The organism is Allobosea sp., from assembly GCF_036675845.1.
Classification (GTDB): domain Bacteria; phylum Pseudomonadota; class Alphaproteobacteria; order Rhizobiales; family Beijerinckiaceae; genus Allobosea.
The window spans coordinates 1-21212 of the sequence record NZ_JAKFED010000142.1 but is presented as its reverse complement, the minus strand read 5'-3'; the positions used below and the strand labels follow the sequence as shown (position 1 = coordinate 21212).

The window sequence follows — 21212 nt, the reverse complement described above, 5'->3', positions numbered from 1 at the left end:
GGGGCGGGCTGCGCCTGCAGCGGCCCGGGCGCGGCGAGCAGGCCGAAGGCGAGCGCGACCAGGATCGCGACCGGCGCGGCGCGACGACGGCGCGCCAGGTTGAGCCGGCCGCCGAGCCAGAGCGTCGCCAGCGTGTCGGCGACCAGCAGGATGAGCGCCAGCGCCAGGAGCTGCGGCCGGATGTCCTTGGCCACCGGTTGGTCGACCGGGAGCAGGGGCACGCCCAGAGAGGCGAGATCGAGCGCCGCGAGCACGTCGGCCGGAGCGAGCGTGTTCACCGCCATGGTTCCGTCGCTGGGTCCGTAGATTCCAGGCGGGTGAGCGAGGGTGGCGCGGCCGGTGAAGCTGCGGGCCACCGGCTGCGCGGTCACCGGGGGACTGCGGAAGGCGCCGAGCCCGTCGAGGACGCGGGTCGGCGACAGGGTCTCGACCCTGGCGTCGCCGGCCTGCGGCTCGGCGGCGTTGGTGCCCGACAAGGCGACGATCTTGCGCAGCATCTCGACGAACAGCCCCGAGAGCGGCAGGTTCGACCAGGTCGTGTCGGCGGTAACGTGCATCATCGCGAGCATGCCGTCGCCGCGGCGCTCGCCGGTGACGACCGGGGTGCCGTCCTCCAGCGCCGCCCAGGTCTTGCGGGCGAGGTCGGCCTCGGGCTCGGCCAGGATCTGGCGGCTGACGCGGATGTCGTCGCTGATCGGAGTGCCGAAGAACGGGCTCTCGCGGCTGAAGGGGGCGAGCTTGCGCGGCGTCTCCCAGGAGAGCCCGCCGCCGAGGGTGCGGCCACCGCGGCGCAGGCGCACCGGCGTCAGCTCGTCGGAAGCGGCGGCGAGGCGCGCGCCGGCGAAGCGCAGCAGCACGCCGCCGCGCTCGATGAAGGCGTTGACCTTGTCGGCGGTGTCGCGATCGAGCGCGCCGATATCGGCCAGCACCAGCACGGAGAGGTTCTGGGCGAGCAATTCGCCGATCGGATTGGTCGAGCCGGGGCGCGGCTCGCGGATCTCGGCGAAGGGCGAAAGCGCGCGCGAGACGTAATAGGTCGGCGAGAGCAGAGGCTGGGCGGTGTCGGCGGTAGCGCCCGAGACGATGCCGACGCGGCGGCGCTTGGCGCGGTCGTCGAGCAGGGCGACGGCCCCGGCGCTGCGCTCGCCGACGATCTCGAGCCGGGAGACGGCGTTGCGGACCTCGATCGGCAGCGTCAGCCGGGCCGTGGTCTGCAGTTCCGTGGCGCCGAAGACGAAGGGCGCGTCGCCGAGCGGCAGGCCCTTGAGGTCGAGCGCCCGGACCTGGCCGCTGGCGGCCGCATTGACGGTCGGGCGCAGCACCTTGACGGTGAGCGCGCCGGCGAGGTTCTCGGCCGCGGTCAGCGCAAGCTGGTCGGCCGGGCTGGTATGGATCGACAGGCGCCCGGCCGCGCCTTCCTGCCGCAGCCGCGCGAGGAAATCGGCGTCGGCGCCGAGCCCCAGCCCGTCGGCGATCCAGACGGTCTCGGCCTGCGGCTGGGCGCGCCAGAAGGCTTCGAGCCGCTGCAGATGCGTGCCGCGGTCGGGCGCATGCGGCTGCAGGGAAAAGGCGCGCAAGCGCTCCAGCGCGGCGCGCGGCTCGGAAAGCGCGATCTCCGCCGGGGCCTCGGCGAGGCCGAGCAGAGCGACGGCGCGGCCGTCGCGGGCCGCGGCGGCGACGCGGTTCTCGGCGATGGCGAGCCGCTCCGGCCAGTCGGTCGCGGCGCCAAAGCCATTGTCGATCACCAGCAGCATCGGGCCGCGCAGCGCGGCGGCGTCGCGCACCGGGTTCCAGACCGGACCGGCGACGGCAAGGATCGCGAGAGCCGCCACCGCCATGCGCAGCGCCAGCAGCCACCAGGGCGTATGGGCCGGCATCTCGCGCTTGGCGACCAGGTCACGCATGATCTTCAGCGGCGGAAAATCGATCCGCCGCGGCCGGGGCGGCGTCACGCGCAGGATCAGCCAGAGCGCCGGGAGCAAGGCGAGCGCGATCAGGGCCAGCGGGGCGGAGAAGGCGATCGGCAGGGAGCTCAGCATGAGCGGAGCTCCCTGCGAGAGTTCGGGCAAGAGTTCGGCCGATGAAACGCCGTCATCCCGGCCGGAGCCCCCGGGTCGGCCTGCGGCCGCCCAGGATGACGAAGACTATGATGGCGACCGGCCATGCTCATGACCCCACCCCGCGCGAGGCGGCGATCAGGCTGGCGATCCGGAGCACGCCCTCGCTGGCGGGGCGGTCGGTCCGGTGCAGGGTCAGCGTCCAGCCGGCATGGCGGCAGGCCTCGCGGATGGCATCGCGATGCGCCTGCAGGCGCTGGCGGTATTCCTGGCCCCAGGCGCCGGCATCGCCGACGCGCAGTGACAGACCGTCCTCGAGATCGAACAGTTCGGCCTGGCCGGAAAAGGGGAAGGTCTCCTCGATCGGGTCGACGATCAGCAGCAGATGGCCCCGGGCGCCGCTGCTCGCCATGGTCGCGATGCGCTTCGCCAGCCCTTCCGCCGGCGTGAGCGCGTCGGTGATCAGGATGGCGTCGGCGAGGCGCGGCAGCGGCTGGTCCGGCGGCAGGTCGGCCTCGCCGCCATGCCGGTCGGCGAGGATCGCCTGTGCCAGCGATTCGACGATGCGGCGCGAGGCGAGCGCCCGCGTCAGCCCCATATGGCCGACGCGCTCGCCGCCCGCGACCAGGGTTTCCGCCAGCGCGAAGCCGGCGACGAGGGCGCGGTCGACCTTGCTGGCCAGCGCGAGCGAGGAGGAGAAGCCCATCGAGGCGGAGCGGTCGATCCACAGCCAGATGGCGTGCGAGGCCTCCCATTCGCGCTCGCGCACGAAGAGATGGCCGTCTCTGGCCGAACGGCGCCAGTCGATGCGCGAGGCGGCCTCGCCGGTGACCAGCGGCCGGTACTGCCAGAAGGTCTCGCCGGGGCCGGAGCGGCGGCGGCCATGGATGCCGTGTACGCTGGCCGAGACGCGGCGCGCCTCGAGCACCAGCCGCGGCAGGCGCGCGGCCAGGTCGAGCGACGCCTTGAGGACCGGCCGGGCCGGCTGACGTTCGGACGGGCCGAGGACGCGCGTGCGCAGCATCAGCTTTCCCTCATCCCAGGCGCTCGACCAGCCTGGCGACGACACTCTCCACGGTCTCGCCATCGGCGCGGGCGGCGAAGGTCAGAGCGATGCGGTGCTTCAGCACCGGCGCGGCCAGCGCCGCGACATCGTCGATCGAGGGCGCGAGCCGGCCCTCGACCAGAGCGCGGGCGCGGGCGGCGAGCGTCAGCGCCTGGCTGGCGCGCGGGCCCGGTCCCCAGGCGAGCTTGTCGGTGACGGCCTTGTCGCCATCGCCCGGCCGTGCGGCACGGACGAGGTCGAGAATGGCGTCGACCACCGCCTCGCCGACCGGCAGGCGGCGCACCAGCCGCTGCGTCGACATCAGCGTCTCGGCGGTCATCGCCTGCGCCGGCTTGTGCTCGGCCGAGCCGGTGGTCTCGAGCAGGATGCGGCGCTCGGCCTCGCGATCGGGGTAGTCGACGTCGATCTGGAGCAGGAAGCGGTCGAGCTGGGCTTCGGGCAGCGGATAGGTGCCCTCCTGCTCGATCGGGTTCTGGGTGGCGAGGACATGGAAGGGCGCCGGCAGGTCATGCCGCTCGCCGGCGACGGTGACATGGTGCTCCTGCATCGCCTGGAGCAGCGCCGACTGGGTGCGTGGCGAGGCGCGGTTGATCTCGTCCGCCATCAGGAGCTGGGCGAAGACCGGGCCCCGGATGAAGCGGAAATGGCGCTTGCCGTCGGCGCTCTCGTCGAGCACCTCGGAACCGAGAATGTCGGAAGGCATCAGATCGGGCGTGAACTGCACACGCCGCGCCGAGAGGCCGAGCACCGTGCCCATCGCCTCGACGAGCTTGGTCTTGGCGAGGCCGGGCACGCCGACGAGCAGGCCGTGGCCGCCGGCGAGAAGCGTGACCAGCGAGAGATCGACGACCTTCTGCTGGCCGAAGATCACCTGGCCGATCTCGTCGCGCGCGGCGCCGATGGCGGCGAGCGCCGCCTCGGCCGCCTCGACGACCCCGTCGTCGAGGTTGATCGGAGTCCCGGCTTCCGGGGACTGTGCGCGGGCTTGCGCCACCATGGCGATCTCCTTCAGCCTCGCCGCGGCGCGGCCATGACATGTAATCCGGACTGTGGGCCCCGGCGGGGGCCCGCTCAAGGGCCCGGGAGCGGCGGTGCACAACAGTGCGCTTCACGATTATGTAGAGTTCAAGGCGAGAAAGCGATGCAACCGGCATGCCGGACGCAAGGGAGCAGGTCACAGATGAGTGAGACGGGAAGCGCCATGGACCGGCTGCTGGGTGCGCTCGGCGGCGCAAAAGCGCGCGGCCTGCCGCCGGTGGAGCGCTGGAACCCGCCTTTTTGCGGCGATCTCGACATGCGCATCGCCAGCGACGGCACCTGGTTCTATCTCGGCACGCCGATCGGGCGGCCGGCTTTGGTCAGGCTCTTCTCCTCGGTGCTGTGGCGCGAGGGCGCCGATTACTTTCTCGTGACCCCGGTCGAGAAAGTCGGGATCAAGGTCGCGGACGCGCCGTTCCAGGCGGTCGAGATGGCGCTCTCGGGGGAGGGCGCCGGGCGCAGCATCGCCTTCCGGACCCAGGTCGACGAGGTCGTGAATGTCGATGGCGAGCATCCGCTTCGCTTCGAGCGCTCGCAAGGCGACGGGGTGAAGCCCTATGTCCATGTCCGGCGCGATCTCTGGGCGCGGGTGACGCGGGCGCTGACCTATGACCTGCTGGCGCTGGGCGAGGTGCGCGAGGTCGACGGCATCGCGCAGTTCGGCGTCGCGGTGGCCGGGGCCTTCTATATCGTTGCGCCGGCGAGCGAGATCGAGGGACTGTGATGCCGGTTTCAGAGCGGCTGCTGCGGCCGGTGCAGGATTGGAACGCCGGCGACATCGCCCGGATGTTGGCGGGGCGGCTGCGCGAGACGCCGCCTGCGCCTGGCGACCTGATCGCCCGGCCGCGCGGCGATCACGACCTGCAGGAGGGGCCGGCCGAGATCCCGGACGAGGCCGGCGCGATCGCAGCGGCGGTGCTGATCCCGATCGTGCTGCATCCGGCCGGGCCGACGGTGCTGCTGACGCGGCGGGCGACGGCACTGCGCAGCCATTCGGGCCAAATCGCCTTTCCCGGAGGCCGGGTCGATGCGGTCGACGGTTCGCCCCTGGTCGCGGCGCTGCGCGAGGCCGAGGAAGAGATCGGGCTGGCGCGCGACCGGGTCCGGACGATCGGCTATCTCGACGCCTATCTGACCGGCACCGGCTATCGCGTCGTGCCGGTGGTCGGGCTCATCGAGCCGCCCCTGACCCTGACGATCAACCCGGCCGAGGTCGACGAGGCCTTCGAGACGCCGCTCGCCTTCCTGATGGATCCGGCCAACCACCAGCGCCATGCCCGCGAATGGAAGGGGCGGCAACGTACCTACTATGCGATGCCGCATGGCGATCGCTATATCTGGGGCGCCACGGCCGGGATGATCCGCAATCTCTACGAGCGGCTCGCCGGCCGAGGCTTATGAGAAAAGCATGATGCCGCCCAAAAACCGGAAGCCCGTTTTCGGCATCATGCTCATGGGGATAGGTCACGCCTGATGCTGCGCATGCTGATCGAGGAGTTTCTGCTCTTCGTCCTGCCGTTCTGCCTGTTCGCGGGCTATCTCGTGATCCGGAAGCGCAATCCGTTCGACGTCGAGCATTGGAGCGGCCATCTGTTCTGGCTCTCCGTGGTCGGGATGGTGCTCGGCATCGCCTCCTTCATCTATGCCGGCATCGTTGCGCCGCGGCACCAGGGCGCCTTCGTGCCGCCGCATGTCGAGGACGGCCGGCTGGTGCCGGGCCAGTTCAATGACAGGCCCTGAGCATGGCCGGCTCGGCCCGCTGCTGGCGCGGGCCGACATCGCCGCGCTGATGGCGGCCTTGAACCGCGACGGCGAGGAGGCGCGCATCGTCGGCGGCGCCGTCCGCAACGCGCTGCTCGGCGAGAAGGTAGCGGATATCGACGTCGCCACGACCGCGCTGCCGCAGGAGACGGCGCGCCGGGCGAAGGCCGCCGGCTTCAAACCGGTGCCAACCGGGATCGAGCACGGCACGATCACGGTCGTCGTCGCGGGTACGCCCTTCGAGGTGACGACGCTGCGCCGCGATGTCGAGACCGATGGCCGCCATGCCGTCGTCGCCTTCGGGCGGGACTTCCGGCAGGACGCGCTGCGGCGCGACTTTACCATCAACGCGCTCGGGCTCGATGCCGCCGGGGCCCTGCACGACTATGCCGGGGGGCTCGACGATCTGGCGGCCCGCCGGGTCCGCTTCATCGGCCAGGCGCGGGACCGCATCGCCGAGGATTATCTGCGGATTCTGCGCTTCTTCCGCTTCCATGCCCGCTACGGCGCCGGCGAACCGGACAGGGACGGGCTCGCGGCCTGCACGGCGGGCCGGGCCGGGCTGGAGGGATTGTCGCGCGAACGGGTGCGGGCCGAGCTGCTGAAACTCCTCGTCGCGCCTCGGGCGCCGGCGACCTTGCGGGCGATGGCCGGGGCGGGGCTGCTGGTGCCGGTTATCGGCGGCGTGCCGCAGCTTTCGCGCTTCGCCGCGATCGCCGATGCGCCGGGGGACGGCGTCTACCCGGCCTTCCGGCTGGCGGCGCTGGCGGTGGCGACACGGGAGGATGCGACGCGGTTGCGCGAGAAGTTGCGCCTGTCGAACGCCGAGTTGGACCGGATCGAGCGGATCGCGCTCGCGTTGGAGGCGCTGTCGGGGCGTGTCGAATTGCCCTCGCTCGCCGGACTGCGCGAGAGCGCGCGCCGCGTCGGGGCCGATGCCGTCGCCGCCGGGCTGGTGCTGGCGAATGCCGTCGCGGATGCCGGTCGCGGCGCCGAGGTCCAGGAACTCATCGCCGGGCTCGGCCGGACGCCGACCTTCCTGCCGAGCGGCAAGGACGTCGTGTCGCTCGGGATCGCGGCCGGCCCGGCCGTCGGACGGATTCTGGAGCAGGCGCGCCGCGACTGGATCGCCGCCGGCTGCCCTGCCGGGCGCGAGGAGCAGATGGCGCTGGTCGCCAGGGTGGCTGTCCGCGATGGGGCGCCTGCGACATAAGGCAATCGTCCCAGGCGACCGAAGGAAGACCCGGGACCCATGCCTGAGCCTGCCCGATCGAGGCTCAGGCATGGGTCCCGGATCGGCGCCGCTGATGCGGCTTGTCCGCGACGACACCGATGGCGGAAAGGGAGGCGCTACGGCCAGCGCACCGTCGGTGGCATGGACGACAGGATCGAATCGACATTGCCGCCGGTGCGCAACCCGAAGATCGTGCCGCGGTCGTAGAGCAGGTTGAATTCGACATAGCGGCCGCGGCGGACCTGCTGCTCGTGCCGGTCGGCCTCGCTCCAGGGCGTACCGAGATTGGCGCGCAGGATCTTCGGATAGATGTCGAGGAAGGCCTCGCCGACGGCGCGGGTGAAGGCGAAGTCGGCCTCCGGCTCGCCGCTCCACAGGTAATCGTAGAAGATGCCGCCGATGCCGCGCGCCTCGCCCCGATGCTTCAGGAAGAAGTACTCGTCGCACCAGCTCTTGAAGCGCTCATAGTCGGCGACAGCGGCATGCGCCTCGCAGGGCGCGCGCATGGCGGCGTGGAAGGCCTGTGCGTCGGGATCGTCCTGCTCGCGGCGGCGCACCAGCACCGGCGTCAGGTCGGCGCCGCCACCGAACCAGGGCTTCGTCGTCACAACGAAACGGGTGTTCATGTGCACGGTCGGCGCGTGCGGGTTCCAGGGATGGGCGATCAGCGAGATGCCGGTGGCATGGAAGCGCGGGTCCTCGGCGGCGCCGGGGATCTGACCGGCGAATTCCGGCTGGAAGCTGCCATGCACGGTCGAGACATGGACGCCGACCTTCTCGAAGACGCGGCCCGCCATCAGCGACATCATGCCGCCGCCGCCGGCGGCGCCGTCATGGTTGCGGCGCTGCCAGGGCGTGCGGACGAAGCGGCCGGGTGCTGCGGCCTCGGGCGGGTAAGGGCCGGTCGCCTCATCCTCCAAAGCCTCGAAGGCGGCGCAGATGCGGTCGCGCAGGCTTTCGAACCAGGCGGCGGCGCGCGGTTTCAGCGCCTCGGCCAATGCCAGGCTGGAAGGGGATATCGGAGTCCGCTGGTCGTGCATTGATCTCGTCCGCGCTCACTTCAACTTCATCAAAGCGCGGGGAACCCTCTCCTGTAAGGAGAGGGCAGGGTGAGGTGTAGGCCCGCAAACCCGAGAAGCGAGCGCTCACCACCACCTTGCCCCGGCTTCCAACGGCCTACACCTCACCCCTGCCCCTCTCCTTACAGGAGAGGGGTTCCCCGCGGTTCCTTGGATAGCCATCCACTTGCCGCAACGCCTCGCCGAGAACGATGGCCGCCGCCAGCGCGACATTCAACGAGCGCAGGCCGTGGCGCATTGGCACATGCACGCTGGCATCGGCTGTCGCATAGACATCGGGAAGAACACCGGCCGATTCGCGGCCGACCACCACGATGTCGCCGGGCTGGAAGGCAAACGCCGTATGCGCGACAGCGCCGTCGGTCTCGGCGAGCACGAGGCGGTGGCCGGCCTCGCGGCGCCATGCGTCGAAGACGGCGAACGAATCATGCCGCATGATCGCGGCGCGCTCGAGGTAATCCATGCCCGAGCGGCGGAAATTGCGGTCGGAGACGTCGAAGGCGGCCGGCTCGACGATATCGACGGCGACGCCGAGGCAGGCGGCCATGCGGATCATCGTGCCGGCGTTCTGCGGAATATCGGGCTGGTAGAGGGCGAGACGCAGCATGGGCCAGCCTCATGCGGCCGGCGCGCGGCGGGCGTCAAGCTGCGGCAGGGCCATGCTCTGGCCCTCGGCTGTCAGGCGGCCCATATAGCAGGCAGCAGCACCACCACCCCTGTCCGAGGAGAGCGGTTCCATGTTCGCCCCGCTTTTCCGCTTCCTCGAAAGCCGCGTCGACGTCTTCGAGCCGTTCGACGAGACGACGACGCCGCCGCGCGGCGTCCTTCCCTTCATGTGGCACCATATCCGGGGCGTGAAGGGCTGGATGGCGCTGATCATGCTGACCGGCCTCGGCTTTTCCGGCATCGAGGCGGCGATGTATCTGATGGTCGGCTGGTTCGTCGACCTCTTGGCCACCCAGTCACCCGAAACGGTGTTCCGCGAGCATGGCTGGCTGCTGGCCGGCGCGGCGTTCCTGCTCGTCGTGGTCCGGCCGCTGGTCTATTTCGCCAACCACGCCATCGTCGACCAGGTCGTGGTGCCGCAGATCACCAACCAGATCCGCTGGCGCAACCATGTCTACACGCTCGGCCATGCGCTCTCCTATTTCCAGAACGACTTCGCCGGGCGGCTCTCGGCGCGGGTGATCCAGGCAGGGCAGGCGATCCGCGGCGCCACCATCGAGGTGATCGACGACCTCTGGTACGCGCTGATCTTCGCCTCGGTGGCGATCGGCTTCTTCGGTTCGACCAGCCTCTGGCTCGCTTTGCCGGTGATCATCTGGCTTGCGGCCTATGTCGGGCTGCTGATCTATTTCGTGCCGCGCGCCAAGAAGCGCTCCGAGGCGAACTCGCTCGGCCGCTCGACGACGACCGGGCGGATCGTCGACGCCTACACCAACATCCTGACGGTCAAGCTCTTCGCCCGCGCCGACGCCGAACGCTCTGCGGTGCGCGATTCGCTGACGCGCTGGAACGATTCGTTCCTGAACCTGTCGCGGCTGATCACCGGCGTCAGCGTCATCCTGCAGACGATGAACAGCCTGCTCGTCGTCGCCACGGCCTGGCTCTGCCTGCTGCTCTGGAGCCAGGGCGAGATGAGCCCGGGCGCGGTGGCTGCGGCAATCGGTCTCGTCCTGCGCCTCGTCCAGATGTCGAGCTGGCTGATCCATCTCGTGCGCGGCATCTTCGAGAACATCGGCTCGGTGCAGGAGAGCATGGAGACGATCGCCAAGCCGCACGACCTGACGGACGCGCCCGAGGCGACGCCGCTCGCGGTCACCGCAGGCGCGGTCCGCTTCGAGCATGTCCGCTTCAATTACGGCCGCAGGGGCGGGCTGTTCGAGGGCCTCGACCTGGAGATCCGTCCCGGCGAGAAGGTCGGCCTGGTCGGGCCTTCCGGGGCCGGCAAGTCGACGCTGGTCAACCTGCTCCTGCGCCTCTACCCGCTCGAAGGCGGGCGCATCCTGATCGACGGGCAGGACATCGCCGCCGTCACGCAGGAATCGCTGCGGGCGCAGATCGGCATGGTGACGCAGGACAATTCGCTGCTGCACCGCTCGATCGGCGACAACATCGCCTATGGCCGGATCGGCGCGACGGCAGCCGAGATCGCGGAGGCGGCGCGGCGCGCCGCCGCCCATGACTTCGTGATCGAGCTGACCGACCAGGACGGGCGCAAGGGGTTCGAATCACGCGTCGGCGAGCGCGGCGTCAAGCTTTCGGGCGGCCAGCGCCAGCGCATCGCGATCGCCCGCGTGCTGCTCAAGGATGCGCCGATCCTGATCCTCGACGAGGCGACCTCGGCGCTCGATTCGGAGGTGGAAGCCGAGATCCAGGCGCAACTCACCGCGCTGATGGAGGGCAAGACGGTGATCGCCATCGCCCACCGGCTCTCGACGATCGCCGCGCTCGACCGGCTGATCGTGCTCGACAAGGGCCGGATCGTCGATTCCGGCAGCCATGCCGAGCTGGTGGCGCGCGGCGGACTCTACGCCCGGCTCTGGGCCCGCCAGTCGGGCGGCTTCCTGGCTTTGGCCGACAGCGACCAGATTCCGGCCTGAGCCTGCCGCGCGGCGGGGTTGCTGCGATGCGATAGGCTGCGGCGCGAGCGACAGTAGACTTCATCAAAACTGCATGCCAAAGAGCCCCGAGCCGATACGCTGCCTCACCGCGGCATGGCGCCGGCGTTCGCATGGCGGGCGCGGGACATTGTTTGAGCCGGCAGGGCCGGCGGTCGAGTAGGGAATTGGATCGTGGCGCACGCGACCGAGACGACAGGCACCGAGACCACCCGCCGCGACTTCCTGATGCTGGCGACAGGGGCGGCAGGCATCGTGGGGGCCGGTGCGGTTCTGGTGCCGCTGATCAGCCAGCTGGCGCCTGACGCGGAGACGGTCGCCGCCGGCGCCCCGATCGAGCTCGACCTCGCGCCGATCGCGGAAGGCCAGGCGATCAAGCTGTTCTGGCGCGGCAAGCTGATCTTCGTGCGTCACCGCACCAAGAAGGAGATCGACGAGGCGCGCGCCGTCAACCTCGCCAGCCTGCCCGACCCGCAGGCCGACAAGGACCGCGTCAAGGAAGGCCACGAGCAGTTCCTCGTCGTCTATGGCAACTGCACCCATCTCGGCTGCGTGCCGCTCGGCAACGCGCCCGGCGACCCGAAGGGCGATTTCGACGGCTGGTTCTGCCCCTGCCACGGCTCGCACTATGATTCCTCCGGCCGCATCCGCAAGGGACCCGCGCCGTTGAACCTGCCGGTGCCGCCCTATGCATTCAACGCGGACACCAAGATCAAGATCGGCTGAGCCCGGAAGACGGGCGAGGACGGCATTCGGCGGATTTGAGAGAGCTTGAGGCAAGCAGCATGAGCGGTCACAGCACCTATCAACCCAAGACGGGTTTCGAGCGCTGGCTCGATGCCCGCCTGCCGATCGTGCGGCTGGTGCATGATTCGGCGGTGTCCTACCCGGTGCCGCGCAATCTGAACTATCTCTGGACCTTCGGCGGCATCCTGATGTTCATGCTGGTGGCGCAGATCGTCACCGGCGTGGTCCTGGCGATGCACTACACGCCGCATGCGACGATGGCGTTCAACTCCGTCGAGCACATCATGCGCGACGTGAACTATGGCTGGCTGCTGCGCTATCTGCACTCCAACGGCGCCTCGATGTTCTTCGTCGCCGTCTACATCCACATCTTCCGCGGCCTCTATTACGGCTCGTACAAGGCGCCCCGCGAGGTGCTCTGGATCCTCGGCGTCGTCATCTTCCTCCTGATGATGGCCACCGCCTTCATGGGCTATGTCCTGCCCTGGGGTCAGATGTCGTTCTGGGGCGCGACCGTCATCACCAATCTGTTCTCGGCCCTGCCGGTGGTCGGCGAGACGATCGTCACCTTCCTCTGGGGCGGCTATTCGGTCGACAATCCGACGCTGAACCGCTTCTTCTCGCTGCACTACCTGCTGCCGTTCATGATCTTCGGCGTGGTCATCCTGCACATCTGGGCGCTGCACCATGTCGGCCAGAACAACCCGACCGGCGTCGAGGTGAAGAACGTCGCCAAGGACACGGTGCCGTTCACCCCCTATGCGACCATCAAGGACGTGTTCGGGATGGTCTGCTTCATCTTCGTGTTCAGCTATTTCGTGTTCTACCAGCCGAACTTCATGGGCCATGCCGACAACTATATCCCGGCGAACCCGGCGGCGACGCCTGCCCATATCGTGCCGGAATGGTACTTCCTGCCCTTCTACGCGATCCTGCGCGCCATTCCCGACAAGCTCGGCGGCGTCCTCGCCATGGGTGCGGCCATCGTGGTCCTGGCCTTCCTGCCCTGGATCGACACCTCCAAGGTCAAGTCGATGACCTATCGCCCGATCGCGCGCCAGTTCTTCTGGGCCTTCGTCGTGGTCTGCATCGGCCTGGGCTATCTCGGCGCGATGCCGGCCGAGGGCGGCTACGTCATCGCCTCGCAGATCTTCACCGCGCTCTATTTCGGCTTCTTCGTCGCGCTGGCGCTGATCGGCATCTTCGAGCGGCCGCGGCCCCTGCCGACTTCCATCGCGGATTCGGTGCTGGCCAGCATCAAGGGCGGTTCGGGCGCGCGCCTCGGCGCCGCCACCGCCTCCGAACCGAACGCCAAGGGTTGATGAGACGATGCGCATGATCCCGTTCCGTCTCTCGCTCGCCGCCGGCCTTGCCGCCGTGGCGCTGGCCGGCCCGGCCTTCGGCGCTGGCGACCGCATCAAGCCGCCGGCCGAGACCTGGTCCTTCTCCGGTCCCTTCGGCAAGTTCGACCAGGCCCAGCTCCAGCGCGGCTTCAAGGTCGTCAAGGAAGTCTGCGCCAACTGCCACTCGATGAACCTGATCAAGCTGCGCAACCTGGCGCAGCCGGGTGGGCCGGGCTTCACCGCCTCGCAGGTGGCGGCGCTGGCGGCGACCTATACGGTCAAGGACGGCCCCAACGATACCGGCGAGATGTTCGACCGGCCGGGCCGGGCGGCCGATCCCTTCCCGGCGCCGTTCCCGAACGAGCAGGCGGCGCGCGCGGCCAATGGCGGCGCCTTCCCGCCGGACCTCTCGGTCCTGGCCAAGGCGCGCACCTATGAGCGCGGCTTCCCCCAGTTCGTCTTCGACATCTTCACGCAGTACCAGGAGCAGGGTCCGGACTACATCACCGCCCTGTTGCGGGGCTATACCGAGCCGCCGGCGGGCACGACTTTGCTGCCGGGCCAGTATTTCAACACCTATATGCCGGGCCATCTGATCGCGATGCCGCCGCCGATCAGCGACGGGCAGGTCGAGTATCCCAAGGGCCCCGACGGCAAGTCGCCGGTGCCGGAGACGGTGGCGCAGTATGCAAAGGACGTCTCGGCTTTCATGATGTGGATGGCCGAGCCGCATCTCGAGGCGCGCAAGCGCACCGGCATGCAGGTGATGCTGTTCCTGATCATCTTCGCGGGGCTGCTCTACTACACCAAGAAGAAGGTCTGGTCGCGCCTGCCCGATCACGCGGCGGCGCACTGAGCGAGACTGAAGTCGAAGAGGGCCCCGGAAACGGGGCCTTTTTCATTTGTGGATCGCGAGTTCAAGCTGGTCGTCCCGGACAAGCCGCGAAGCGGCGCCGGTCCGGGACCCGTGCTGAGCCTTTATCGACAAGGTTCCGGGATGCGTTCGGTCGGGTAGAGCCGCCGTGTTGCGGCTGTCACCGAATCGCGATCCTTATCCGGGCAGATTTCGGGAGCTGAACATGGCCGAGGCGGTTCTGGGCATCATCGGCGGTTCGGGCATCTACGACCTGCCGGGGCTGACGGACTTGCGCGAGGAGCGCATCGAAAGCCCCTGGGGCGAGCCGTCCGACGCGCTGCGCTTCGGCCGTATCGGCGCAACCAGGATCGTCTTCCTGCCGCGCCATGGCCGCGGCCATGCGATCCCGCCATCCGAGATCAACTACCGCGCCAATATCGACGTGCTGAAGCGCGCCGGCGTCACCGACCTGGTCTCGCTCTCGGCCTGCGGCTCCTACAAGGCCGAGCTCTATCCCGGCCTGTTCGTGCTGGTCGACCAGTTCGTCGACCGCACGGCGGGCCGGCAAGGCTCGTTCTTCGGCAAGGGCTGCGTCGCCCATGTCTCGCTGGCGCACCCGGTCGGCCCGGCCCTGCAGGAGCGGATCGCCGAGGCCGCGAAGGCCGAGGGCCTGCCCTTCGTCAGCGGCGGCACGCTGGTGACGATGGAAGGGCCGCAATTCTCGACCTATGCCGAATCGCTGACCTATAAGGGTCTCGGCTACGACCTGATCGGCATGACGGCGATGCCGGAGGCCAAGCTCGCCCGCGAGGCGGAGATCACCTACGCCACCGTCGCGATGGTGACCGACTATGATTGCTGGCACGAGGAGCATGCTGCGGTCGACGTCGCCTCGGTGATCGCCGTGCTGCACGAGAACGCCGACAAGGCGCGCCGGCTGGTGGCGAGGCTCGCCGCCGACTTCCCGGCCGAGCGCCAGCCTTGCCCGGCGGGCTCGCATAACGCCCTCGACTTCGCCATCGTCACGGCGCCGGAGTTCCGCGACCCGGCGCTCGTCGCCAGGCTCGACGCGGTGGCGGGGCGGGTGCTGAAGCCCGCCGGCTGAACATCGTGGAACCGGCGCGCGCATCTTTCTCGAAAGCTGAATCCGTCTCTCATCAAGGAGTTAGAGCAGGATGATCGCGAAAAACCGGTTTCCACTTTTTCGCATCCGGCTCTAAGAGGAGGCGACGCAGCCGATGGAAGACCTGATGGACCGGACCCCCTTCTCCGACCTGAAGAACGCGATCCGGACCATTCCCGATCACCCGAAGCCCGGAATTCTGTTCCGCGACATCACCACGCTGCTCGGCGATGCGCGTGCCTTCCGGCGCGCCGTCGACGAGCTGGTGCAGCCTTTCGCGGGACTGAAGATCGCCAAGATCGCCGGGATCGAGGCGCGCGGCTTCATTCTCGGCGGCGCGGTCGCGCACCAGCTCTCGGCCGGCTTCGTGCCGGTGCGCAAGAAAGGCAAGCTGCCCTTCGAGACGGTGAGCATGCCCTATTCGCTGGAGTACGGCACGGACGAGATCGAGGTTCACAAGGATGCGGTCGTGCGCGGCGAGCGCGTGCTGCTCGTCGACGACCTGGTCGCGACCGGCGGCACGGCGGAGGGCGCGGTCAAGCTGCTCTCCTCGCTCGGCGCCGAGGTGGTCGCCGCCTGCTTCATCGTCGACCTGCCGGATCTCGGCGGCGCCGACAAGATCCGCCGGCTCGGCGTGCCGGTTCGCACGCTGGTCTCCTTCCCGGGACATTGAGGTCGGCATGAAGATCGGCGGCAAGGCCTATCGCACGATCTGGCTCGGCGAGGATGGCTGGAGCGTCGTCGTCATCGACCAGACGAAGCTGCCTTTCAGCTTCGAGACGGCCAGGCTCTCGACTGTCGGGGAGACGGCCGGCGCGATCCGCCACATGACGGTGCGCGGTGCGCCGCTGATCGGCGCCACCGCCGCCTATGGCGTGGCGCTCGCCTTGCGGGCCGACGCCGCCGATCCGGCGCTGGAGCAGGCGCTTGCCCTGCTCGGCGCGACGCGGCCGACAGCGGTCAACCTGCACTGGGCGCTGGCGCGGATGCGGGCCCGGCTGATCGGCGTGGCCGTCGCGGAGCGCGCTGCCGCGGCTTATGCCGAGGCCGCGGCGATCTGCGACGAGGATGTCGCGCTCTGTCGCGCCATCGGCGAGCACGGGCTCGGGCTGATCCGCAGCCTCGCTGCCGGCAAGCCGGCGGGGGAGCGGATCAATATCCTGACGCATTGCAATGCCGGCTGGCTCGCGACCGTCGACTGGGGCACGGCGCTGGCGCCGATCTACCTGGCGCATGACGTAGGGCTCGCGGTCCATGTCTGGGTCGACGAGACGCGGCCGCGCAACCAGGGTGCGGCGCTGACCGCCTACGAGCTCGGCGCCCATGGCGTGCCGCATACGGTGATCGCCGACAATGCCGGCGGCCATCTGATGCAGCAGGGCGAGGTCGACATGGTGATCGTCGGGACCGACCGGACGACCGCGACCGGCGATGTCGCCAACAAGATCGGCACCTATCTCAAGGCGCTGGCGGCGCGCGACAATGGCGTGCCGTTCTATGTCGCGCTGCCTTCGCCGACGATCGACTGGTCGCTGCGCGATGGCCTGAGCGATATCCCGATCGAGGAGCGCTCGGCCCGCGAGGTCACGCATCTCTGGGGGCTCGGCGAAGATGGCCAGCCGGGCAGTTTCCAGGTGACGGCGCCGGGCAGCGTGGCGGCCAATCCGGCCTTCGACGTCACGCCGGCCCGGCTCGTCACCGGCCTCGTCACCGAGCGCGGCGTTGCGCCGGCGAGCTTCGAGGGCCTGAGCCGGCTCTTTCCCGAACTGGCGCAGGAGCGCGCGAAATGACCGAGACCGAACTTCGCCAGCAAATCGTCGAGGTGGCGCAGGCGATCGACCGTGCCGGTTTCTGCCCCTCGAAATCGGGCAATGTCTCGGCCCGCTTCGAAGGCGGGCTGCTGATCACGCCGTCCGGCCTGCCCTATGCGAAGACGCGTCCGCAAGACCTGATCCATCTCGCGCTCGATGGCGCCGTTCTGGCGGGGGCCGGCAAGCCGTCCTCCGAATGGCCGTTCCACACCGAGATCTACAAGGCGCGTCCCGACGCGCAGGCGATCGTGCATACCCATTCGCCGCGTGCGACCGCGCTCGCCAGCGCCCGGCGCGGCATCCCGGCCTTCCACTACATGATCGCGCTTTGTGGCGGCGCCGATGTGCGCTGCGCCGAATACGCCACCTTCGGCACGCCGGAACTGGCGGCGAACGCCGTCAGGGCGCTGGAGGGTCGCAAGGCGGTGCTGCTCGCCAATCACGGCGTGATCGCGCTCGGCGGGGGCCTCGCCGGCGCCCACACCATCGTCGCCGAGGTGGAGAACCTGGCGGGGCAGTATCTCGACCTGCTGGCCTCCGGGCTCGAGCCGGTCATCCTCGATGCGGCCGAGATGGCGCGCGTCTCGGCGAAGTTCTCCGGTTACGGAAAGGTCGGTTGATCTTAAGGACGCATCTTACTGCTTGTTAAGGCCTCTCGTCTAAGGACAGGAGGATGAAGCTCTCGCGCTATCTGCACGATTCGCTCGACGCCCTCGGTATTGGGGCCTGCGAATACGATGCGGAGATGAGGGCCGTGGGCTGGAACAGTACCTTCCTGCAATTGTTCCCCGAGGACGAAGGCGTGATCTACGTCGGCGAGCCTTATGGCGACAATCTGCTGCGCTTCTATCGCGGCCGCCTGCCGCCTGAAGAGTTGCCGGACATCGAGCGACATGTCTCGGAGGGCGTCGCTCGCCACGAGAACCAGACGCAGCCCTTCGAGTTCATCCATCACGGCCGCAGGCTTCGCGCGTCTTCGCTGCGTGCGCCCGACGGCGGCCGTGTTCGCCTGTGGCAGCGGCTCGATGTCGAGAGCCATGCGGAGACGGCGCCCGAGCTGGTGCTGCCGATCATCGACGCGCTGCCCTTCATTCCCGACGGGGCGACGATCCTGGATACGAAGGAGCGCGTGATCGCGGCGAACAATGCCTTTCGGCGGCTATACGATCTGCCCCGCGGCAGGCCCGTCGTCGGCCGCACGCTGAACGAGATCATCGCCTGGTGCTGGCGCGGCGCCTCGCCCGCAGGGGCCTGGCGCGCGGCAATCAGCAACGGCTTGCGCTATGACGGCGTGCCCTTCGAAATCGAGCTGCCGGGCCAACGCTGGCTCAGGCTGATCGCGCGGCACAGCACCGGCGGCCTCAGCTTCTTCACCCATGCCGACATCACGGTCGCCAAGCGCCAGCAGATGGAATTGCTGGAAGCCCAGGAGGCGCTGCGCCGGGCCAATGCGGCACTGGCGGAACTGGCCGAGACGGACGGGCTGACCGGCCTCGCCAACCGCCGTCGCTTCGTCGCGGGTCTCGCCGATGCGGTCGCGCTTCCGCAGCCGCTCGCGCTGATGATGATCGACGTCGATCACTTCAAGTCGATCAACGACCGCTTCGGCCATCTGGTGGGCGATGCCTGCCTCAAAGTTATCGCGGAAGTCGTCGCGGATCAGGTGCGGCCGGTTTCGGCACTGGTGGCGCGGATCGGGGGCGAGGAGTTCGGCATCCTGCTTTGCGGCCTGCGGATCGAGACCGTCCACGAGATCGCGACCGCCATCCGCCGCGCCCTGGCGCTGGTGCCCTGGCAAACGCTGCATGCGGAGCTGACGGGGGTGACGGTCTCGATCGGGCTTTGCGCCGGGGAGGGGCCGCTGGACGGCACGAGCCTCCATGCCCGCGCCGATGATGCGCTCTATGCCGCCAAGCGCAACGGCCGCGACCGCATCGAAACTGCGAGCCGGCAGGCGACGCCGCAGCGCATCGCCGGCTGATCAGTTCAAGAGCGCGTTCCGGTCAGCTTGCGCCGCAAGCTGACCGGAAAAACGGTCTCTTTCTCAAAGCGAGAGACGGACTCGGCTCTTGCGCTCGACGAAGGCGCAGCCCTCGAAGCTGAACACGGTCTCGCCGTTCTGGTTGACGCCGCTGTTCTGGTGGAAGAACAGGCCCCATTGCGGGCGCGAGGCGCTGGCGCGCTTGTCGGCGATCCGGGAGTGGTAGGTGATGCGGTCGCCGGCATAGACCGGCTTCAGCCAGCGCAGATTCTTGAAGCCGGGGGAGGGGCCGAGGCGTGGCGCGGGGCCGCTGCCGAACGCGGCCTCCTGGCGGCGGCGGTGAACCACCATCGCGGCCATCCAGCCGGCGGCGGTGTGCCAGCCCGAGGCGCAGAGCCCGCCGAAGGAGCTGTTGCGGGCGGCCGCCTCGTCCATATGGAAGGGCTGGGGATCGAAGGAGCGGGCGAAGGCAACGATCTCCTCCGGGGTGAAGACCAGGCTGCCGAGCTCATGGCTCTCGCCGACGATAAGATCGTCGAAAAAGCGAGCCGGAGCCGAGGCGCCGGTTGCGGCCTCGACCTCGCTGGTCCGGTTCGGCGCGACATAGCTCGGCGAATGGGCGAGCCAATCGCCGGCCGGTGCCTCGAAGCCGGAGCCACGGCGGCCGATCATCACCCAGTTGAGCTGTTCGAGAACCGGCTCGTCGCGCTGGTTCAGCAACTCGAAGCGGAAGCGCACCAATCCCATTTCCGGGCGCGAGCGTGATTCCTTGGTCTCAGCGATGGTCTGGCGCAGCCTGAGGACATCGCCCGGCTTCACCGGCCGCAGCCATTTGACTTCCTCGATGCCCGGAGAGCCCATCGAGGCGGCGTCGAGGAAGACCGCCTCCGCCGCCAGGCGCATCAGCAACGCGCAGCTATGCCAGCCCGAGGCGATCAGGCCACCGACGAAGCTCGCCTTGGCGGCCTCGGGATCGATGTGGAAGTCCTGCGCGTCGAAGCGGCGGGCATAGGCGAGGATGTCGTCCTGCGAGACCGCAAGCGATCCGCTCTCGACGACGGTGCCGGCGACGAAATCCTCGAAATACCGCATCGCGCCGGCTCAGTTGGCAAAGCGGAAATGCAGCACGTCGCCATCGGCGACGACATATTCCTTGCCTTCGAGCCGGAACTTGCCGGCCTCGCGCGCGCCGGCCTCGCCCTTGTTGGCGACATAGTCGTGATAGGCGATGGTCTCGGCCCGGATATAGCCCTTCTCGAAATCGGTGTGGATCACGCCGGCGGCGGCGGGACCCTTGGTGCCGTTCTCGATCGTCCAGGCGCGGGCCTCCTTGGGGCCGACGGTGAAATAGGTGACGAGGTGGAGCAGCGCGTAGCCGGCGCGGATCACCCGGTTGAGGCCGGGTTCCTCGAGGCCGACCGCGTCGAGATAGTCCTTCTGGTCGGCCTGCGGCAGCACCGCGATCTCGCTCTCGATCTTGGCCGAGACGACGACGGCGACGGCGCCTTCCTCGGCGGCGCGTGCCTTGACCTGCTCGGAGAAGGCGTTGCCCTTGTCGGCGCTCGCCTCCTCGACATTGCAGACATAGAGCACCGGCTTCGACGAGAGCAGGCCGAGCATGGCGAAGGCCTTGCGCTCGTCGGCGGCGACCTGGACGAGGCGGGCCGGCTTGCCCTCGCGCAGCAGCACGAGGCAGCGGTTCATCAGCTCGGCCAGCTCCTTGGCTTCCTTGTCGCCGGACTTGGCCTTCTTTTCCAGCGGCAGGACGCGCTTCTCGAGGCTCTCGAGATCGGCGAGCATCAGCTCGGTCTCGATGATCTCGATGTCGTTGATCGGAGCGACCTTGCCCTCGACATGGGTGATGTCGCCATCCTCGAAGCAGCGCACGACATGGGCGATGGCGTCGCATTCGCGGATATTGGCGAGGAACTGGTTGCCGAGCCCTTCGCCCCGGGAGGCGCCGCGGACCAGGCCGGCGATGTCGACGAAGGTCAGCCGGGTCGGGATGATCTCCTTCGAGCCGGCGATGGCGGCAAGCTGCTCCAGCCTTTCATCGGGGACCGCGACGTCGCCGACATTGGGCTCGATCGTGCAGAAGGGATAGTTCGCCGCCTGTGCCGCCGCGGTCTGCGTCAGCGCGTTGAACAGGGTCGACTTGCCGACATTAGGCAGGCCGACGATACCGCATTTGAAACCCATTTTGCTCGCCCATCAGGTCGCGGCCGCATTTCGGCACCGCGATACAGCATTTCTTTTCTCCGGCGCGTTATTGGGTGCAAGGCAGCAAAAGACAAGATGGCGGGCCGGAGCAGGCCTCACGCGAAAGTGCATGGCGGGCCGCGGCAAGGGGCCCGCCGAAGCCTCCGAGCTCTCGCCGGGGGCACAAGTCGCATTCACGGCGGCGCGCCGGAGGGGGCGGTCTCCTCCTCGCCAATCGTGGTCACTGCCGTCATCCTGGGCGAGCGAAGCTCGGCCCGGGATCCATCGTAGGGCGC

At 69.0% G+C, this 21212-nt stretch carries 20 protein-coding genes; 13 read left to right on the top strand and 7 right to left on the bottom strand.

Annotated elements, in window-relative coordinates:
- The 3 genes from V6M56_RS14980 to V6M56_RS14970 all read right to left on the bottom strand — a co-directional run.
- Window positions 1–2039 (bottom strand): BatA domain-containing protein (locus V6M56_RS14980; protein ID WP_332684918.1); only part of this gene is annotated, 2039 nt, incomplete at its 3' end.
- 127 nt (window positions 2040–2166) lie between these two features.
- Window positions 2167–3081: a DUF58 domain-containing protein gene (locus tag V6M56_RS14975; RefSeq protein ID WP_332684917.1), complete on the bottom strand. Its 915-nt coding sequence runs from the start codon at window positions 3079–3081 to the stop codon at window positions 2167–2169.
- Window positions 3082–3091: 10 nt separating this feature from the next.
- On the bottom strand, window positions 3092–4120 hold the full coding sequence (locus V6M56_RS14970; RefSeq protein WP_332684916.1) for an AAA family ATPase: 1029 nt from the start codon (window positions 4118–4120) through the stop codon (window positions 3092–3094).
- A gap of 183 nt (window positions 4121–4303) precedes the next feature.
- Here V6M56_RS14970 and V6M56_RS14965 point away from each other — a divergent pair, with 183 nt between their 5' ends.
- The 4 genes from V6M56_RS14965 (at window position 4304) to V6M56_RS14950 (ending at window position 7135) form a co-directional block, all read left to right on the top strand.
- Window positions 4304–4885, top strand: a complete 582-nt coding sequence (locus tag V6M56_RS14965; protein ID WP_332684915.1) for a DUF1285 domain-containing protein — start codon at window positions 4304–4306, stop codon at window positions 4883–4885.
- Entirely contained in the window at window positions 4885–5562 is a 678-nt protein-coding gene (locus V6M56_RS14960) for a CoA pyrophosphatase (protein WP_332684914.1), read from the top strand. Before V6M56_RS14965 ends, V6M56_RS14960 begins: the two co-directional genes overlap by 1 nt.
- A 72-nt stretch (window positions 5563–5634) precedes the next feature.
- Window positions 5635–5901, top strand: a complete 267-nt coding sequence (locus V6M56_RS14955; RefSeq protein WP_332684913.1) for a DUF6111 family protein — start codon at window positions 5635–5637, stop codon at window positions 5899–5901.
- Window positions 5888–7135: a CCA tRNA nucleotidyltransferase gene (locus tag V6M56_RS14950; RefSeq protein WP_332684912.1), complete on the top strand. Its 1248-nt coding sequence runs from the start codon at window positions 5888–5890 to the stop codon at window positions 7133–7135. The genes V6M56_RS14955 and V6M56_RS14950 overlap by 14 nt, the downstream gene beginning before the upstream one ends.
- Before the next feature lie 137 nt (window positions 7136–7272).
- On the opposite strand, the gene hemF is transcribed toward V6M56_RS14950, so the two are convergent.
- Both hemF and V6M56_RS14940 read right to left on the bottom strand, forming a co-directional pair.
- Complete coding sequence (gene hemF, locus V6M56_RS14945; protein ID WP_332684911.1) at window positions 7273–8196, bottom strand: oxygen-dependent coproporphyrinogen oxidase; 924 nt, start codon at window positions 8194–8196, stop codon at window positions 7273–7275.
- Window positions 8197–8332: 136 nt separating this feature from the next.
- Window positions 8333–8842 (bottom strand): tRNA (cytidine(34)-2'-O)-methyltransferase, encoded by a 510-nt coding sequence (locus V6M56_RS14940; RefSeq protein WP_332684910.1) that lies wholly within the window; start codon window positions 8840–8842, stop codon window positions 8333–8335.
- Between the two features lie 130 nt (window positions 8843–8972).
- Between V6M56_RS14940 and V6M56_RS14935 the strand changes: the two genes are divergently transcribed.
- The 9 genes from V6M56_RS14935 to V6M56_RS14895 all read left to right on the top strand — a co-directional run bounded on the left by V6M56_RS14935 (window position 8973) and on the right by V6M56_RS14895 (window position 18717).
- Entirely contained in the window at window positions 8973–10838 is a 1866-nt protein-coding gene (locus V6M56_RS14935) for an ABC transporter ATP-binding protein (protein ID WP_332684909.1), read from the top strand.
- Between the two features lie 192 nt (window positions 10839–11030).
- Window positions 11031–11582 (top strand): ubiquinol-cytochrome c reductase iron-sulfur subunit, encoded by a 552-nt coding sequence (gene petA, locus V6M56_RS14930; protein WP_332684908.1) that lies wholly within the window; start codon window positions 11031–11033, stop codon window positions 11580–11582.
- A gap of 59 nt (window positions 11583–11641) precedes the next feature.
- On the top strand, window positions 11642–12925 hold the full coding sequence (locus V6M56_RS14925; protein ID WP_332684906.1) for a cytochrome b: 1284 nt from the start codon (window positions 11642–11644) through the stop codon (window positions 12923–12925).
- A 13-nt stretch (window positions 12926–12938) separates the two neighbouring features.
- Complete coding sequence (locus V6M56_RS14920; protein WP_332684905.1) at window positions 12939–13802, top strand: cytochrome c1; 864 nt, start codon at window positions 12939–12941, stop codon at window positions 13800–13802.
- Window positions 13803–14025: 223 nt separating this feature from the next.
- Window positions 14026–14907, top strand: a complete 882-nt coding sequence (locus V6M56_RS14915) for an S-methyl-5'-thioadenosine phosphorylase (protein WP_332684904.1) — start codon at window positions 14026–14028, stop codon at window positions 14905–14907.
- A 145-nt stretch (window positions 14908–15052) separates the two neighbouring features.
- Window positions 15053–15598 carry an adenine phosphoribosyltransferase gene (locus V6M56_RS14910; RefSeq protein ID WP_332684903.1) on the top strand — a complete coding sequence of 182 codons (546 nt, stop codon included), beginning with the start codon at window positions 15053–15055 and terminating at the stop codon, window positions 15596–15598.
- A gap of 7 nt (window positions 15599–15605) precedes the next feature.
- Window positions 15606–16715 carry an S-methyl-5-thioribose-1-phosphate isomerase gene (gene mtnA, locus V6M56_RS14905; RefSeq protein WP_332684902.1) on the top strand — a complete coding sequence of 370 codons (1110 nt, stop codon included), beginning with the start codon at window positions 15606–15608 and terminating at the stop codon, window positions 16713–16715.
- Window positions 16712–17356 (top strand): class II aldolase/adducin family protein, encoded by a 645-nt coding sequence (locus V6M56_RS14900; RefSeq protein ID WP_332684901.1) that lies wholly within the window; start codon window positions 16712–16714, stop codon window positions 17354–17356. The genes mtnA and V6M56_RS14900 overlap by 4 nt, the downstream gene beginning before the upstream one ends.
- Before the next feature lie 53 nt (window positions 17357–17409).
- On the top strand, window positions 17410–18717 hold the full coding sequence (locus tag V6M56_RS14895; protein WP_332684900.1) for a GGDEF domain-containing protein: 1308 nt from the start codon (window positions 17410–17412) through the stop codon (window positions 18715–18717).
- A gap of 63 nt (window positions 18718–18780) precedes the next feature.
- Here V6M56_RS14895 and V6M56_RS14890 read toward each other — a convergent pair whose 3' ends face one another.
- Both V6M56_RS14890 and ychF read right to left on the bottom strand, forming a co-directional pair.
- Window positions 18781–19809, bottom strand: a complete 1029-nt coding sequence (locus V6M56_RS14890; RefSeq protein WP_332684899.1) for a MaoC family dehydratase — start codon at window positions 19807–19809, stop codon at window positions 18781–18783.
- A 9-nt stretch (window positions 19810–19818) separates the two neighbouring features.
- On the bottom strand, window positions 19819–20916 hold the full coding sequence (gene ychF, locus V6M56_RS14885; RefSeq protein WP_332684897.1) for a redox-regulated ATPase YchF: 1098 nt from the start codon (window positions 20914–20916) through the stop codon (window positions 19819–19821).
- Window positions 20917–21212: the final 296 nt, after the last annotated feature.